Source organism: Pelistega sp. MC2, from assembly GCF_900099475.1.
Taxonomy (GTDB): Bacteria; Pseudomonadota; Gammaproteobacteria; order Burkholderiales; family Burkholderiaceae_B; genus Taylorella; species Taylorella indica.
In genome coordinates this window covers 1-14,760 of sequence record NZ_LT628276.1, presented here as the reverse complement: position 1 = coordinate 14,760, position 14,760 = coordinate 1, and the positions used below count along the sequence as shown (strand labels likewise).

The window sequence follows — 14,760 nt, the reverse complement described above, 5'->3', positions numbered from 1 at the left end:
GAGGAGAATTAAATGTTAAGCCGATTATATCGAATAATTATTATAGGGCTTTTCTCTAGTGGCTTAGTCTATGCTCAGGAAGAGGTTAAAGGAACTACTATTCCTGATTCATTGCAAGCGACACCAGTAGATGCTGAGCATGATCCAGCCCAAGCTTATGAAGAGTTGCGTCGATTTGCACGAGCTTTTTCGTTGGTTAAGAATCAATATGTTGAGCCTGTTAGCGATAAAGAGCTAATTGATGCCGCTATAGCCGGTATGGTGGACAAATTAGATCCGCACTCGGCTTATCTTGATAAAGAAGACATGGTTGATTTACAAGAAGAAACGGAAGGTGAGTTTGGTGGCTTGGGGATTGAGATTGGTGAAGACAAAGGTTATATAAAAATTATTTCACCTATTGAAGGTACACCAGCAGCAAAGGCTGGGGTATTGCCAGGAGACTTAGTGGTAAGTGTTAATGATGTTAATACAAAAGAAAAAGATATTAGTGATGTCATTAAAATGTTACGTGGTGAGCCAGGGTCAGCTGTAACATTAAAAGTGAGCCGACAAGGTAAGCTATTAGATATCCATCTAAAAAGAGAGCTGATTAAAGTTAAAAGTGTCCGTAGTAGGTTAGTGGGTGATATTGCTTATTTTAGATTATCGCAATTTCAAACAAATACTGTTAATGACTTAGTGGCACAGATTAGGTCTATTAAAACAACCCCGAAAGCAATGGTGTTGGATTTGCGGAATAACCCTGGGGGATTGTTGAATGTATCGGTAGGGGTGGTACAGATTTTTGCAAATACGCAAGGTGCAATTGTATCAACCAAGGCTAGAAATCAGGTGGTAGAAGAGTTTTCTCGGTATATACCAGATAATATTTTGCAAAACACAGCAGTGCTTAAAAACTTGCCAACATGGTTGCACTTTGTACCAATGGTGGTATTAATTAATGTTGGTTCCGCTTCAGCCTCAGAGATTGTAGCAGGTGCTTTACAAGACTTTAAACGAGCCACTATTATGGGTAACCGCAGTTTTGGTAAAGGATCTGTTCAGGTTGTCATGCCAATAGATGATGAGACAGGTATCAAACTCACAACAGCACGCTACTATACACCTAGTGGGCGTTCAATTCAGGCGACAGGCATTACACCTGATGTAGTTGTGTCTGATACAGAAAAAGGGGATTTATTTTCCTCTCCAAGGGAAGTGGATTTAGATGATCATTTATTGCATGAATCTGTCCCTGAGAAAAAAGCGGAAACTAAACCTGTTGAGAATACAGAATTAAAAGTTGTTGATGTTAAGAATCTGTATGAGTTTGGTTCGGATCAGGATTTCCAGCTTCAGCAAGCCATTCGATTCTTGAAAGGTGAAAAAGTTAATCAAGGCGTTATTCAAGCTCAGTCAGAGGGTGCTACGGGGAATGGTGTAGATTCTCGAGTAGGGATGAAACATGAAAATGGTGATGCTAAAGAAGTGACTAAAGGTGTTAAAAATAAAGACACCTCAGATAAAGGTTCTTCTACCTCGTTGCCTTCTTCAAATTTAAATAAAACACCAGAAAAAGCGTTGGATAAAGCTATTGATAAAGTGCTTGAGCATAAAGGTGATTGAGCAAAAATGAATGATGAGTTCATGTTGCGCTATGCACGTCACCTCATGTTGGACGGTTTTGGGTTTGAAGGGCAAGAGCGTTTAACTAATAGCAAAGTGTTGATATTGGGGCTTGGTGGTTTGGGGTCACCAGTTGCCATGTATTTAGCCGCTGCTGGAGTGGGGCATTTGACGTTGGTTGATGATGATAACGTAGAATTAAGTAATTTACAGCGTCAAATTATTCATAAAACTGACAATATAGGCTTAAAAAAAGTTGACTCTGCTCGTCAAACGTTATTAGCACTTAATCCTTTAGTTCAAATAAAAACTTTTCCTGATAGACCATCTGTAGATGAAATAACGGCACTGATAGAAGGGGTGGATTTAGTTTTGGATTGTAGTGATAACTATAATACTCGTCAGGTACTTAATAAAATTTGTGTTGACTTAAAAAAGCCATTAGTCGCTGGAGCAGCCATAAAGTGGGAAGGTATGGTAACTAGTTTTGATTTTAGGGAACCTACGAGTCCTTGCTATGCCTGTCTATTTGATCCTGAAGATAATCTAGCCCCTGATAATTGTGCGACATTAGGCGTTTTCTCACCATTATTGGGTGTAATCGGCAGTATGCAAGCGGTGGAAGCTATTAAACTGTTGATTGGCGAGGGTGATACGCTAGTTGGGAAATTAGCCATTTTCAATGCCAAAACAAGTAATTGGCGCTATCTCGATATAAAAAAGAACACTTATTGTACTGTGTGTCAATAAGTGTTCTTGATGTGCTTAATAATGTGATAGCTTAAAGTTTTTTAAGTATAAACTTACTATCTTTAGTGAGTAATGTACATTTAAAATGTCTTAATTCATCGCGTCTAAAAACATGGATATCTAGGGTATCATCTGGGCGATATCGTTTGAGTAATGTATCTAGATTTTGTCCATCAACACGGATATGATCAATAGCTACCAAAATATCTCCGGCAGATAATCCAGCTACATGGGCATTACCCCCTTCAATGACATGTGTAATTTGGCATTGACCATTGATATTTTTGGTCTTTATTTGTAGGCTGTTGTCATCTATGTTTGCTTTTTGAAGTTCGACTTTAAATGGTGACCAAAGAGTATCTAATGGAATATCTTCTGTTCCAAGTGCATAGCGTTGAACGAAAGATTGTGTATTTACTCCTGTTGCTTCATGAATTAAATCAATGACGTTTTCTTCTTTTAACCCTTTTTGCGTGGCTTTTTTATAGAAGTCACGTCCATATTTCTTCCAGAGTAAACGCATAAAGTCATCAAGAGATTTTTTGCTTTCTGTTTTATGCCGAATCAGTAAGTCTAACCCTAGTGCCACTAGCGATCCTTTCGTGTAATAACTGATAATGGCGTTAAGTGAATTTTCATCTTGCTTGTAGTATTTGGTCCATGCGTCAAAAGAGCTCTCAGCGACACTTTGTTTTAAACGCCCAGGACTTGTATATACTGAGTTAATCGTTTTTTGGAGTAGGCTTAAATAGCGTGTTTCATCAATGATGCCTGTGCGTAAGAGCACTAAGTCATCGTAATAAGAAGTAAAGCCTTCAAAAATCCATAATAGCGGTGTTGGAGTCGCTTGTGTGAGATTGTAGGGAGCAAAGCGTTGTGGTTTTATGCGTTTGACATTCCATGTGTGGAAATACTCATGACTAATTAAACCCAAGAATTGGCAATAACCATCAGTCATGTCTTCTTTTCCAATAACTGGCAAATCGCCACGAGAGGCAACTAAGGCCGTGCTTGAGCGATGCTCCAGTCCACCATAATCTGTTCCTGTCACCATCGTCATAAATACATAACGGTCACTACTGTCTAAAAAGGGAGCTTGAAGTGTTTTAGGCTCAAAGAATTTAATTTGATACTCACAAATTTTGGCTGTATCTCTCGCAATTCGTTCTAAGTCTACATTTGGGATAATTCCCGTAAAGACCATTTCGTGACGAGCACCACAGACAACAAAACTGATAACCTGCGGCGTCCCCATTTCGACGGGGTGGTCAATTAAGGCATCGTAATTTGGGGCAACATATAAACCAAAGCCATGATGTTTTGCTCCCCCTTTTTCTTTATTTGCCTCTGGGAGGCTGGTATAGACTTTCCAGTCTTGACGGTGGGTAGGAGGATTAATATCCAGATAACAAGGAGAGTCTTCTTGTCCATGTACTTGTAAAAACACACTACTACCATTAAAAAAACCATGAGTTTCATCTAAATGAGCAGCACGTACAGATAAGTCCCATGCATAGACGAGATAAGAGATAGTGATGGGATGCTTAGTGCTTTCGATTTGCCAGCTATGGTTATCTAACTTGGTAATATCCAGAACTTTTTTATCGGTACGAGCGGTGAGTTTTTGAATATGACGAGAAAAATCACGCACTAAATATGAACCAGGAATCCAGGTGGGCAAACTAAGAATTTGACCATTTTTTTCAGGTTTTTTAATGTGGATTTCAATAGAAAAAAGGTGTCCAGCTACATCGGCAGGAAAAATACGGTACAAAATGTCTTTCATGTGAATTTCTTCTAAAAAAGATATCGTTAAAATGGTTATATATTATGAATATATCCTGAATTTCACTAATTGCATAGTCAAATGCTTTTCGGGATAATAATTGTTGATTTATATTTAAAATAGTTTACTTTTTGTGGTGTATAAATTATCGGAGGCCATTATGTCAGAACAGTTAGTACTCTCAACTATCCAAGGTAAGGTAGGTATTCTTACGCTTAATCGTCCTAAAGTGCTAAATGCATTAAATAATGACATTATGCTTGCCCTAAGTAATGAGTTGTTAGCATTAGAGAAAAATGAAAACGTACATGTTATTGTGCTAACAGGTAGTGAAAAAGCATTTGCTGCAGGTGCTGATATTTCGGCGATGCAAAAATGGTCATATATGGATGTTTACAAATCTGATTATATTGGTGGCTTCTGGGAGACAATGAAGACTAGCATTCGTAAGCCCGTTATCGCTGCTGTCTCAGGGTATGCGCTAGGTGGTGGTTGTGAATTAGCCATGATGTGTGATTTGATTTATGCTGCTGAAAACGCCAAATTTGGTCAGCCAGAAATTAAGCTAGGTACGATTCCTGGTCTTGGTGGTACTCAACGGCTTACTCGTGCCGTAGGTAAAGCTAAGGCAATGGACTTGGTGTTAACAGGTCGTTTTATGGATGCTCAAGAAGCCGAAAGTGCTGGTTTAGTTGCAAGGATATTGCCTAATGAGAATTTCTTGGATGAGGTTATCAAGATTGCTGACGGTATGGCAAATTTCTCTTCGCCAGTACTAATGATGGCCAAGCAATGTGTTAATGCGGCACTAGAAACAACCTTGGAGCAAGGCTTAGCTTATGAGCGTCGTGTATTTCATGCAACATTTGCCTTAGAGGATCAAAAAGAAGGGATGTCAGCATTTGTAGAAAAACGTGCGCCAAACTTCAAAAATATGTAACGAAATTACTTGAAATATTTGCTTTTGAGGCCGAAACAGGCTATACTCTACAAGATTGAGTTTTTGAATCAAGTGTAACTTATTTGACACTTAATGTATTGATTTTGTGATCAAATAAACGCAGGCGTTAACATAGGAATCTGGTTTGACAGCCGTAAAGCTAAGCACAGAAGAACGCATTCGTATGAATGCACATGCAGCAAAAGGGCTGGTGCAGATACTGATGGCACAATTAGCTTTGCTGATTGTGGTGTCTCTGTTGGCTGGGCTAATTTCAGGTAAGTTGCCTATGTTATCGGCTTTTGCGGGTGGGATGGCGTATTTCATTCCAACAGCATTAGTGGTAGTGAGGATGTTGATGCGGTTATATGCAAATGCAGATGCATCAGCTGGTACGCTTTTTATTGCTGAGGGCATAAAAATTGTTGGTACCATTCTGTTACTAGTATTGCTGGCAAAGTTTGCTGCTGGTTTTATTGTTTGGCCGGCGTTGTTGCTTGGTTTGATTTCGGTCATGAAAGCATATGTATTGTTGCTTATGTTTCGCAAGATATAAGCAAGGTTAAAAATTTATCTTTGGTCTTTAAGAGATTGGTCTTTGGGGGAATAGGGCAAATGGCTGCAGCAGAAGGCGTATCACCACAGCAGTATTATATTCAGCACCATTTAGTACATTTTAATAATGTAGGTGAGAAGCAAACCAATATTGCTGATTTTGGTATTATTAACTATGACTCTTTGTTTTGGTCTATTGCTACTGGATTAGTTGTTATTTTTGTGCTTTATTTGGCTGCTCGTAAAGCAACTAATGGTGTTCCAGGTAGATTCCAAGCTGGTGTTGAAATGGTTGTTGAAATGGTTGCTGATCAAGCAAAAAGCATTGTCAATAACGCAGAGTCTCGCAAATTTATTGCTCCATTGGCGTTAACAGTGTTCTTATGGATTGTTGCTATGAATGCGCTGGACTTGGTTCCGGTGGATTTGTTGGTTCAAGTATTCTCATGGATTGGGCTAGCTGGTGATCACCATCATCATGGTCCTTTGTATTATCATCGTATTCTTCCTACAGCGGATTTAAATATTCCGTTAGGCATGTCTTTATGTATTTTGCTTCTTTCTTTTTACTATGGTATCAAAGTAAAAGGTGGTGGTCATTTTGTTAAAGAATTGTTTACTGCGCCATTCCATGCTCATGGTGTGGGCGCTATCTTATTAGTTCCAGCTAACTTTTTATTAAATTTGATTGAATATGCTGCAAAAACCGTTTCGTTAGGTATGCGACTTTTTGGTAACATGTTCGCGGGTGAATTGGTGTTCATGCTTATTGCCTTGTTGGGTGGTGCGTGGACTGGCTTTAATGCATTGAGTCTTAGCTTGGGCGTGGGGCACGTGTTAGCGGGATCAATCTGGGCTATTTTCCATATTTTGATTATCTTGTTGCAAGCATTCATTTTTATGATGCTTACACTGGTCTATTTAGGCCAGGCGCATGAGGGTCACTAAAGGTTTGTGCCTATAGACGGGGTATTCTTTGTCTATAGGCTCTTCGGTAAGGCGATTTATTGATTGTCTTAGTTAATTTAAGTAGTTTTTTCATCTTTTTTATTTAGGTTCATTACCACAAGGAGTTGTTATGGCCACATCAGCTTTCGTAGCTCTTGCTTGCGCTTTTATTATTGGTTTAGGTGCTATCGGTGCGTGCATCGGTATCGGAATCATGGGAGGCAAATATTTAGAAGCTTCTGCTCGTCAACCAGAGTTGATGAATGCATTACAAACTAAAATGTTCTTGTTAGCTGGTCTTATCGACGCTGCGTTCCTAATCGGTGTTGGTATTGCGATGTTATTTGCGTTTGCTAGCCCATTTGGTGCTTAATAACTAGCAAGAAATTTACCATCAGTTTGGTGGTTAGTGAACTGGATGAAGTGATGTAGGACTAAAAAAGTCCTCATCCCACTCAATTCAGTAAGAGAATTCCAGGTGTTGCGTGCTAGTGGCACCTTAACAATAGCAAAAGGGAAACGACCGTGAATTTAAACGCGACGCTCTTTTTCCAGATGATTGTCTTTTTCATCTTAGCTTGGTTCACAATGAAATTTGTGTGGCCTCCGCTAATCAAGGCAATTGACGATCGTCGACAAAAAATTGCTGAAGGCTTAGCGGCTGCCGATAAAGGTAAGTCTGATTTGGCCCAAGCACAAGCTCGTATTAGTCAAATTGAGCAATCAGCCAAAGCTGATAATCAATCAAGATTAGTCGAAGCTGAGAAACAAGCGACTTCTATTGTGAGTGCTGCTCGCGAAGAAGCGGAAGCAGAACGTGCTCGTATTCTAGCTCAAGCAAAACAAGATGCTGAATTAGAGATAGAACGTTTACGTGGTAGCTTACGTGATGAAGTAGCTGCTCTTGCCGTTAAAGGTGCAGAGCAAATTCTTCGTCGTGAAGTCGATGCAAAAACCCATGCTGAGTTGTTAAATCAACTTAAAGCACAGCTTTAATCTAGGATCATCATGGCTGAATTATCAACAATTGCTCGTCCATATGCTGAAGCCTTGTATGAGGCTGCTAGTGCGAAAAATACCATTTCGCAATGGTCTACTGCATTGAATGAACTAGCTCAGATATCTTCAAATGAAGATGTTAGAGAAGTGATGACTGACCCACGATTATCTAAGGTGCAGCGCAAGGACTTATTGCTTGGTTTAGTGAAAAGTGCTATGCCAGCAGATGCATCAAATTTTATCGATCTATTAGTCGAAAATGATCGAGTAATCACTTTACCCGAGATCGCAGAGCAATTTGAGGTTTTGAAAAATCGCCATGAAGGTTCTGCTATTGCAAAAATCGTTAGTGCTTATGCATTAAGTGATGAGCAAGTTAATGAATTATTAGTGGGTTTAGAGAAAAAATTTGGTGTTAAACTTAAGCCCGAAGTAACAGTAGATAACTCAATTATCGGTGGCGTACGCGTTACCGTGGGTGATCAGGTATTAGATACATCCGTGCAAGCACAATTAATACGTTTGCGCGATACATTGGCAGCTCAATAAGCGCCATAGAATAACAGGATTTCAGGAGTCTTGAATATGCAACTCAATCCGTCAGAAATCAGCGAATTGCTAAAAAGCCGAATCGAAGGCTTGGGTGCTTCTGCCGATGTTCGTACACAGGGTACTGTAGTTTCAGTAACCGACGGTATTACACGTATCCATGGTCTATCAGATGTGATGCAAGGTGAAATGCTTGAATTTCCAAACAACGTGTTTGGTCTAGCTCTTAACTTAGAGCGCGACTCAGTTGGTGCGGTTATTCTAGGCGATTACACTGGCGTATCTGAAGGTGACTCAGTTAAAACAACAGGTCGTATTTTAGAAGTGCCTGTTGGTCCAGAACTTTTAGGTCGTGTGGTAAATACATTAGGTCAACCAATTGATGGTAAAGGACCTATCAACGCAAAACAAACAGATATTATTGAAAAAGTAGCGCCAGGCGTTATTGCGCGTCAATCAGTATCACAACCAATGCAAACAGGTATTAAGTCTATTGACTCTATGGTACCTATTGGTCGTGGGCAACGTGAGTTGATTATTGGTGACCGTCAAACAGGTAAAACAGCTGTTGCTGTTGACGCTATTATCAATCAGAAAGGTACAGGTGTTAAATGCGTGTATGTTGCGATTGGTCAAAAAGCTTCTACAATCAACAACGTTGTGCGTAAGTTAGAAGAGCATGGTGCTCTTGAGTATACAATTGTTGTTGCTGCTGCTGCATCTGATTCTGCAGCAATGCAATACTTAGCTGCTTATGCTGGTTGTACAATGGGTGAATACTTCCGCGATCGTGGTGAAGACGCTCTAATCGTTTATGACGATTTAACAAAACAAGCATGGGCATATCGTCAAGTATCATTATTATTACGTCGCCCACCTGGACGTGAAGCGTATCCTGGTGACGTATTCTACTTACACTCTCGTTTATTAGAGCGTGCTGCTCGTGTAAATGCTGAATATGTAGAAAAATTCACTAATGGTGAAGTTACTGGCAAAACAGGCTCACTAACAGCGTTGCCAATTATTGAAACACAAGCTGGTGACGTTTCTGCTTTCGTACCGACAAACGTGATTTCTATTACTGACGGTCAAATCTTCCTAGAAACAGACTTATTTAACGCAGGTGTACGTCCAGCGATTAACGCGGGTATTTCGGTTTCTCGTGTAGGTGGTGCAGCACAAACTAAAGTTGTTAAAAAACTTTCTGGTGGTATCCGTACTGACTTAGCTCAGTATAGAGAGTTAGCGGCATTCGCTCAATTCGCATCAGATCTTGATGAAGCTACTCGCCGTCAACTAGAACGTGGTAAACGTGTGGTTGAATTATTAAAACAACCTCAATACGAGCCACAAAAAGTTTGGGAACTTGCTGTATCACTATATGCAGTGAATAATGGTTACCTAGATGACGTAGAGGTGAGCAATGTATTGGCTTTCGAGAAAACGTTAAAAGACGAACTAAGACACAATCACGCTGACTTAGTAGATCGCATCGAGAGCACAAAAGAGCTTTCAAAAGATGATGAAGCGGCGTTAAAAGATATTTTAGCGAACTTCAAAAAATCGAGCTCTTTCTAAAGACTCAAGGTGGGGCATACCTAAGTAATTAGGTATGCCTAGGTTAGCAATCTCCTAGGAAAGCGACATGGCTGGAATTAAGGAAATCCGTACTAAGATCAAAAGTGTACAAAATACACGTAAGATCACAAAAGCGATGGAAATGGTAGCAGCATCTAAAATGCGTAAAGCGCAAGATAGAATGCGTGCTGGTCGTCCATACACGGAAAAAGTACGTGAGATTGCCATGCACATGATGATGACGAACCCTGATTACACTCACCCATATTTGGAAGAGCGTAAAGAGGTTAAGAGCGTTGGTATCGTGCTGGTAACCACAGATAAAGGTTTATGCGGTGGTTTAAATACAAACATTACTCGTTTAGTATTAAATCGCTTAAAGGAATTTAATGCAAAAGGAATTAGCGTTCAAGCAACGGCTTTTGGAAACAAAGGTGTTGGCTTCCTTACTCGTTTAGGTGTGAACTTAGTTTCTCAGCAAGTAAATCTTGGTGATAAACCAAATTTAGAATTATTAATCGGTGCACTAAAAGTGCAGCTTGATGACTACATCAATGGCAAAATTGATGCCTTGTACATTGCGACGAGTGATTTCGTTAATACAATGCGTCAAGTTCCTACTTTTGTTCGTTTGCTACCATTACCTGATGGTTTGCCTGATCCGTTTAACACAGAGGCGGGTAGTTTAGTGGCAGACGAAGGTTCAAAACAAGAATATAGCTGGGATTATATTTTTGAACCAGGAGCAAAAGAGGTTATTGATAGTTTGCTACACCGCTATGTTGAGGGTGTGGTATATCAAGCAGTAGCCGAGAATATGGCGTCTGAGCAATCTGCTCGTATGGTAGCGATGAAGGCTGCATCAGACAATGCTAAAAAGGTTATTGGTGATTTACAATTGGTGTACAACAAAACACGTCAAGCGGCAATTACCAAAGAAATTTCAGAAATCGTGGGAGGAGCCGCTGCGGTTTAGTCCGTACGGTTACTTTCATAGCGTTAACAGTAAGGAAACAACATGAGTAACGGAACCATCGTTCAGTGCATCGGCGCCGTGGTGGATATTCAGTTCCCACGCGACAATATGCCTCATATTTATGAAGCACTTGTTCTAGCAGACACCAATGAAAGTGGATATGCTGAAAAAGGTTTAACATTAGAAGTACAACAACAACTTGGTGACGGTGTTGTACGTACAATTGCACTTGGTTCAAGCGACGGTTTACGTCGTGGTATGTCAGTAGAGCGTACTAATGCACCAATCTCTGTGCCAGTAGGTAACGGTACACTTGGTCGTATTATGGACGTATTAGGCCGCCCAATTGATGAGGCTGGTCCAATCGCTCACGAAGAGAAACGTAGTATTCACCAAGCAGCTCCTAAGTTTGATGAATTATCACCATCTGTTGAACTGTTAGAAACAGGTATTAAAGTAATTGACTTAGTTTGCCCATTCGCTAAAGGTGGTAAAGTAGGTCTATTCGGTGGTGCCGGTGTAGGTAAAACCGTAAACATGATGGAATTAATTAATAACATCGCTAAGCAACATTCAGGTTTATCTGTATTCGCAGGTGTTGGTGAGCGTACTCGTGAAGGTAATGACTTCTACCACGAAATGGAAGAGTCTAACGTACTTGACAAGGTAGCGATGGTATTTGGTCAAATGAACGAACCACCAGGAAACCGTTTACGTGTTGCCTTGACTGGTTTGACCATGGCTGAAAAATTCCGTGACGAAGGTCGTGACATTTTATTCTTCGTAGATAATATCTATCGTTATACACTTGCAGGTACTGAGGTATCAGCACTGTTAGGTCGTATGCCATCTGCTGTAGGTTACCAACCAACACTAGCAGAGGAGATGGGTGTATTACAAGAGCGTATTACATCAACTAAGACTGGTTCTATTACGTCTATCCAAGCGGTTTATGTACCTGCGGATGACTTAACAGACCCATCTCCAGCAACAACGTTCTTACACTTAGACTCTACTGTGGTATTGTCACGTGATATTGCTTCTTTAGGTATTTATCCAGCGGTTGACCCTCTAGATTCAACTAGCCGTCAGTTAGACCCACACGTAGTAGGTGAAGAGCACTATAACGTAGCTCGTGCTGTTCAACAAACACTACAACGTTATAAAGAATTACGCGATATTATCGCTATTCTTGGTATGGATGAGTTATCTCCAGAAGATAAACAAGCGGTGGCACGTGCTCGTAAGATTCAACGTTTCTTATCACAACCGTTCCACGTTGCTGAAGTATTTACTGGTTCTCCTGGTAAATATGTTCCACTTTCTGAAACAATCCGTGGTTTCAAAATGATTGTTGAAGGTGAGTGTGATGCATTACCAGAACAAGCCTTCTACATGGTTGGTTCAATTGACGAAGCCTTTGAGAAAGCTAAAACCTTATAATAAGGATTAAGTATGTCGACTAAATCAATTAAAGTTGACGTGGTCAGTGTAGAAGAATCTATCTTTTCTGGTGAGGCAAAGATGATTGTTCTACCTGGTGAATCTGGTGAATTAGGTATTCTTCCAGGTCATACGCCACTGATTTCACGTATTCGTCCAGGGCAAGTAAAAATTGTTCATGTGGATGGTTCGGAAGAACTAGTTTTTGTGGCTGGTGGTCTTTTAGAGGTTCAACCATATGCAGTAACTGTGTTAGCTGATACGGCGATTCGTGGTGCTGATCTTGATGAAGCTAAAGCGTTAGCTGCTCGAGAAAAAGCTGAAGAGTCTCGTCGTAATGCTAAGACTAAAGAAGAAATTGCTGTTGTTGAAGCTGAATTGGCTATGTTAGCGGCGCAAGCACAAGTGGCTCGTCACTATGCAAAAAGTAAACAACGCCATCATCAATAATTAGTGTAATTGTTGCATTTAATTGTACAAACCCACATCTGTGTTGAATGGATGTGGGTTTTGTTTATGGTGATATTTAAGTAAGCGTCCGGTGAATACATGTATTCATTCCTGCTAAATTGCGCGACACTAAGGTTTTGTGGTAAGCGTCCGGTGAACACATGNTATGACTTTAAGCCAGGTCGCTCAGGCGCTCATGCCCGCGAATTCTTAGGCGATTGGCGCGGTAGTCTGATGTGTGATGATTACGCCGGTTATAAAGCCCTCTTTGCCGATGAGCAAGTGATTGAGGGGGGATGTTGGGCGCATGCGCGTCGCAAATTCCACGATATTTACCAAGCCAACGGCAGCTCAGTGGCTGAACAGGCCTTACAACAAATCCAACGACTTTATCACTACGAGGCCGAGGCCAGGAACTTAAGTCCACCGGAGCGATTAGCCCATCGACAACGCCACATGGAGCCGGCACTTAAGCAATTAGAAAGGTGGTTGCGTAGTCAGTTTGAGCTGGTGCCGCCGAACTCGGCGATCGCCAAAGCCATTCGTTACAGCCTGAACAATTGGCTTGCCTTGACGCGCCTCTTGGAAGACGCTCAACTGCCGATGGATAATAATGCGGTAGAGAATTTGATACGTCCACTCGCGATTGGTCGCAAGAATTGGCTCTTTGTAGGTTCAGAGAAAGCGGGTCGACGTGCGGCTGCGGTGATGTCGTTAATTCAATCGGCTAAGCTCAATGGCCATGACCCTTATGCTTACCTTAAGGATGTGTTGGAACGATTGCCGACACAGAAAGCGAAGGACATTGCTGAGCTTCTGCCTCATCGTTGGCAAGCGCCAAACGACACCAAGAATTAACACAATGCCCCGACAAAATCGGGGCATTGAACATTTAAAAACGGAAGTCAATCGGAGTTCACCGGACGCTTACNTGAGCAGATGAAAGCGGTGATTTATGACTTTAAGCCAGGTCGCTCAGGCGCTCATGCCCGCGAATTCTTAGGCGATTGGCGCGGTAGTCTGATGTGTGATGATTACGCCGGTTATAAAGCCCTCTTTGCCGATGAGCAAGTGATTGAGGGGGGATGTTGGGCGCATGCGCGTCGCAAATTCCACGATACTTACCAAGCCAACGGCAGCTCAGTGGCTGAACAGGCCTTACAACAAATCCAACGACTTTATCACTACGAGGCCGAGGCCAGGAACTTAAGTCCACCGGAGCGATTAGCCCATCGACAACGCCACATGGAGCCGGCACTTAAGCAATTAGAAAGGTGGTTGCGTAGTCAGTTTGAGCTGGTGCCGCCGAACTCGGCGATCGCCAAAGCCATTCGTTACAGCCTGAACAATTGGCTTGCCTTGACGCGCCTCTTGGAAGACGCTCAACTGCCGATGGATAATAATGCGGTAGAGAATTTGATACGTCCACTCGCGANTTTTATCGGCATAAGGCATACTACGTCTTATGCCGAATTCTTTTGCTTTTCTTTCCTCTGATTTATCCCAGTTAACTGCTGAGCAGTTGCGCGAACTCGTGCTGCAACAACAAGCCTTAATTGCTCAACAAGACGCATTGATTGTAAAAAAAGCAGCACAGGTGGAAGAAAAGGATCTGGCCTATCGTCGTGTTCTGAGCGCTTACGAACAAGTGAAGATGGAGTTGGCGATCTTAAGACGCNCAAGAATTGGCTCTTTGTAGGTTCAGAGAAAGCGGGTCGACGTGCGGCTGCGGTGATGTCGTTAATTCAATCGGCTAAGCTCAATGGCCATGACCCTTATGCTTACCTTAAGGATGTGTTGGAACGATTGCCGACACAGAAAGCGAAGGACATTACTGAGCTTCTGCCTCATCGTTGGCAAGCGCCAAACGACACCAAGAATTAACACAATGCCCCGACAAAATCGGGGCATTGAACGTTTAAAAACGGAAGTCAATCGGAGTTCACCGGACGCTTACTTTAATATGTAGAAGTTCAGACCAAATCTGACAAATGAGTTGCAAAAAGAGAGTTTCCCGTTTGAATAAGAGGTGCGAATCTTTTAAACAAACAAAAGGAAACTCTCATGTTACATACTACCAATAATGTGATTAAACATAAAGCAGGACTGCTTAATTTAGCAGAGCAATTAAAAAATGTGTCGCAAGCATGCAAAATTATGGGCGTATCGAGGGATACA

Annotated in this window: 16 protein-coding genes and 1 pseudogene; 16 read left to right on the top strand and 1 reads right to left on the bottom strand. The window is 41.4% G+C overall.

What is annotated here, in order from left to right; translation table 11 throughout:
- Positions 1 to 12: 12 nt before the first annotated feature.
- Together BQ4443_RS10470 and BQ4443_RS10465 are read left to right on the top strand one after the other, a co-directional pair.
- A complete protein-coding gene (locus tag BQ4443_RS10470; RefSeq protein WP_071059004.1) occupies positions 13 to 1,608 on the top strand; it encodes a S41 family peptidase in 1,596 nt (531 codons plus the stop codon).
- Between the two features lie 6 nt (positions 1,609 to 1,614).
- Positions 1,615 to 2,358: a HesA/MoeB/ThiF family protein gene (locus BQ4443_RS10465; protein ID WP_071059002.1), complete on the top strand. Its 744-nt coding sequence runs from the start codon at positions 1,615 to 1,617 to the stop codon at positions 2,356 to 2,358.
- A 31-nt stretch (positions 2,359 to 2,389) separates the two neighbouring features.
- On the opposite strand, the gene BQ4443_RS10460 is transcribed toward BQ4443_RS10465, so the two are convergent.
- A complete protein-coding gene (locus BQ4443_RS10460; protein ID WP_071059000.1) occupies positions 2,390 to 4,150 on the bottom strand; it encodes a M61 family metallopeptidase in 1,761 nt (586 codons plus the stop codon).
- A gap of 154 nt (positions 4,151 to 4,304) precedes the next feature.
- Between BQ4443_RS10460 and BQ4443_RS10455 the strand changes: the two genes are divergently transcribed.
- From BQ4443_RS10455 to BQ4443_RS12345, 14 genes and pseudogenes are all read left to right on the top strand, one after another.
- A complete protein-coding gene (locus BQ4443_RS10455; protein WP_023953084.1) occupies positions 4,305 to 5,084 on the top strand; it encodes an enoyl-CoA hydratase in 780 nt (259 codons plus the stop codon).
- Positions 5,085 to 5,229: 145 nt separating this feature from the next.
- Positions 5,230 to 5,640: an ATP synthase subunit I gene (locus tag BQ4443_RS10450; RefSeq protein ID WP_023953085.1), complete on the top strand. Its 411-nt coding sequence runs from the start codon at positions 5,230 to 5,232 to the stop codon at positions 5,638 to 5,640.
- 59 nt (positions 5,641 to 5,699) lie between these two features.
- Positions 5,700 to 6,587 (top strand): F0F1 ATP synthase subunit A, encoded by an 888-nt coding sequence (atpB, locus tag BQ4443_RS10445; RefSeq protein WP_071058998.1) that lies wholly within the window; start codon positions 5,700 to 5,702, stop codon positions 6,585 to 6,587.
- Positions 6,588 to 6,717: 130 nt separating this feature from the next.
- Positions 6,718 to 6,960, top strand: a complete 243-nt coding sequence (atpE, locus tag BQ4443_RS10440) for a F0F1 ATP synthase subunit C (RefSeq protein ID WP_023953087.1) — start codon at positions 6,718 to 6,720, stop codon at positions 6,958 to 6,960.
- A 152-nt stretch (positions 6,961 to 7,112) separates the two neighbouring features.
- Positions 7,113 to 7,583: a F0F1 ATP synthase subunit B gene (locus BQ4443_RS10435; protein ID WP_023953090.1), complete on the top strand. Its 471-nt coding sequence runs from the start codon at positions 7,113 to 7,115 to the stop codon at positions 7,581 to 7,583.
- A 12-nt stretch (positions 7,584 to 7,595) separates the two neighbouring features.
- Positions 7,596 to 8,135 carry a F0F1 ATP synthase subunit delta gene (locus BQ4443_RS10430; protein WP_023953092.1) on the top strand — a complete coding sequence of 180 codons (540 nt, stop codon included), beginning with the start codon at positions 7,596 to 7,598 and terminating at the stop codon, positions 8,133 to 8,135.
- 36 nt (positions 8,136 to 8,171) lie between these two features.
- Positions 8,172 to 9,713, top strand: coding sequence for a F0F1 ATP synthase subunit alpha (atpA, locus tag BQ4443_RS10425; protein ID WP_023953094.1), 1,542 nt, complete (start codon positions 8,172 to 8,174; stop codon positions 9,711 to 9,713).
- 67 nt (positions 9,714 to 9,780) lie between these two features.
- Positions 9,781 to 10,689, top strand: a complete 909-nt coding sequence (gene atpG, locus BQ4443_RS10420; RefSeq protein ID WP_071058996.1) for a F0F1 ATP synthase subunit gamma — start codon at positions 9,781 to 9,783, stop codon at positions 10,687 to 10,689.
- A gap of 42 nt (positions 10,690 to 10,731) precedes the next feature.
- Positions 10,732 to 12,132 carry a F0F1 ATP synthase subunit beta gene (atpD, locus tag BQ4443_RS10415; RefSeq protein ID WP_023953098.1) on the top strand — a complete coding sequence of 467 codons (1,401 nt, stop codon included), beginning with the start codon at positions 10,732 to 10,734 and terminating at the stop codon, positions 12,130 to 12,132.
- 12 nt (positions 12,133 to 12,144) lie between these two features.
- Complete coding sequence (locus BQ4443_RS10410; protein WP_023953100.1) at positions 12,145 to 12,582, top strand: F0F1 ATP synthase subunit epsilon; 438 nt, start codon at positions 12,145 to 12,147, stop codon at positions 12,580 to 12,582.
- Between the two features lie 99 nt (positions 12,583 to 12,681).
- Positions 12,682 to 13,440, top strand: a complete 759-nt coding sequence (locus BQ4443_RS10405; RefSeq protein ID WP_256331008.1) for an IS66 family transposase — start codon at positions 12,682 to 12,684, stop codon at positions 13,438 to 13,440.
- Positions 13,441 to 13,521: 81 nt separating this feature from the next.
- Positions 13,522 to 14,079: an IS66 family transposase gene (locus BQ4443_RS10400; RefSeq protein WP_071058994.1), complete on the top strand. Its 558-nt coding sequence runs from the start codon at positions 13,522 to 13,524 to the stop codon at positions 14,077 to 14,079.
- A 183-nt stretch (positions 14,080 to 14,262) separates the two neighbouring features.
- Positions 14,263 to 14,466: pseudogene (locus BQ4443_RS12255) on the top strand (transposase domain-containing protein); the annotation flags it as partial.
- 180 nt (positions 14,467 to 14,646) lie between these two features.
- Positions 14,647 to 14,760: helix-turn-helix domain-containing protein (locus tag BQ4443_RS12345; protein WP_143000602.1), on the top strand; the 114-nt coding region annotated here is incomplete at its 3' end.

What these genes read in the sequence shown, in the direction of transcription:
- BQ4443_RS10455 (WP_023953084.1), top strand. Translation starts at nt 4,305, where the DNA reads ATGTCAGAACAGTTAGTACTCTCAACTATCCAAGGTAAGGTAGGTATT.
- atpG (WP_071058996.1), top strand. Translation starts at nt 9,781, where the DNA reads ATGGCTGGAATTAAGGAAATCCGTACTAAGATCAAAAGTGTACAAAAT.
- atpE (WP_023953087.1), top strand. Translation starts at nt 6,718, where the DNA reads ATGGCCACATCAGCTTTCGTAGCTCTTGCTTGCGCTTTTATTATTGGT.
- BQ4443_RS10470 (WP_071059004.1), top strand. Translation starts at nt 13, where the DNA reads ATGTTAAGCCGATTATATCGAATAATTATTATAGGGCTTTTCTCTAGT.
- atpB (WP_071058998.1), top strand. Translation starts at nt 5,700, where the DNA reads ATGGCTGCAGCAGAAGGCGTATCACCACAGCAGTATTATATTCAGCAC.
- atpD (WP_023953098.1), top strand. Translation starts at nt 10,732, where the DNA reads ATGAGTAACGGAACCATCGTTCAGTGCATCGGCGCCGTGGTGGATATT.
- BQ4443_RS10410 (WP_023953100.1), top strand. Translation starts at nt 12,145, where the DNA reads ATGTCGACTAAATCAATTAAAGTTGACGTGGTCAGTGTAGAAGAATCT.
- BQ4443_RS10430 (WP_023953092.1), top strand. Translation starts at nt 7,596, where the DNA reads ATGGCTGAATTATCAACAATTGCTCGTCCATATGCTGAAGCCTTGTAT.
- atpA (WP_023953094.1), top strand. Translation starts at nt 8,172, where the DNA reads ATGCAACTCAATCCGTCAGAAATCAGCGAATTGCTAAAAAGCCGAATC.
- BQ4443_RS10465 (WP_071059002.1), top strand. Translation starts at nt 1,615, where the DNA reads ATGAATGATGAGTTCATGTTGCGCTATGCACGTCACCTCATGTTGGAC.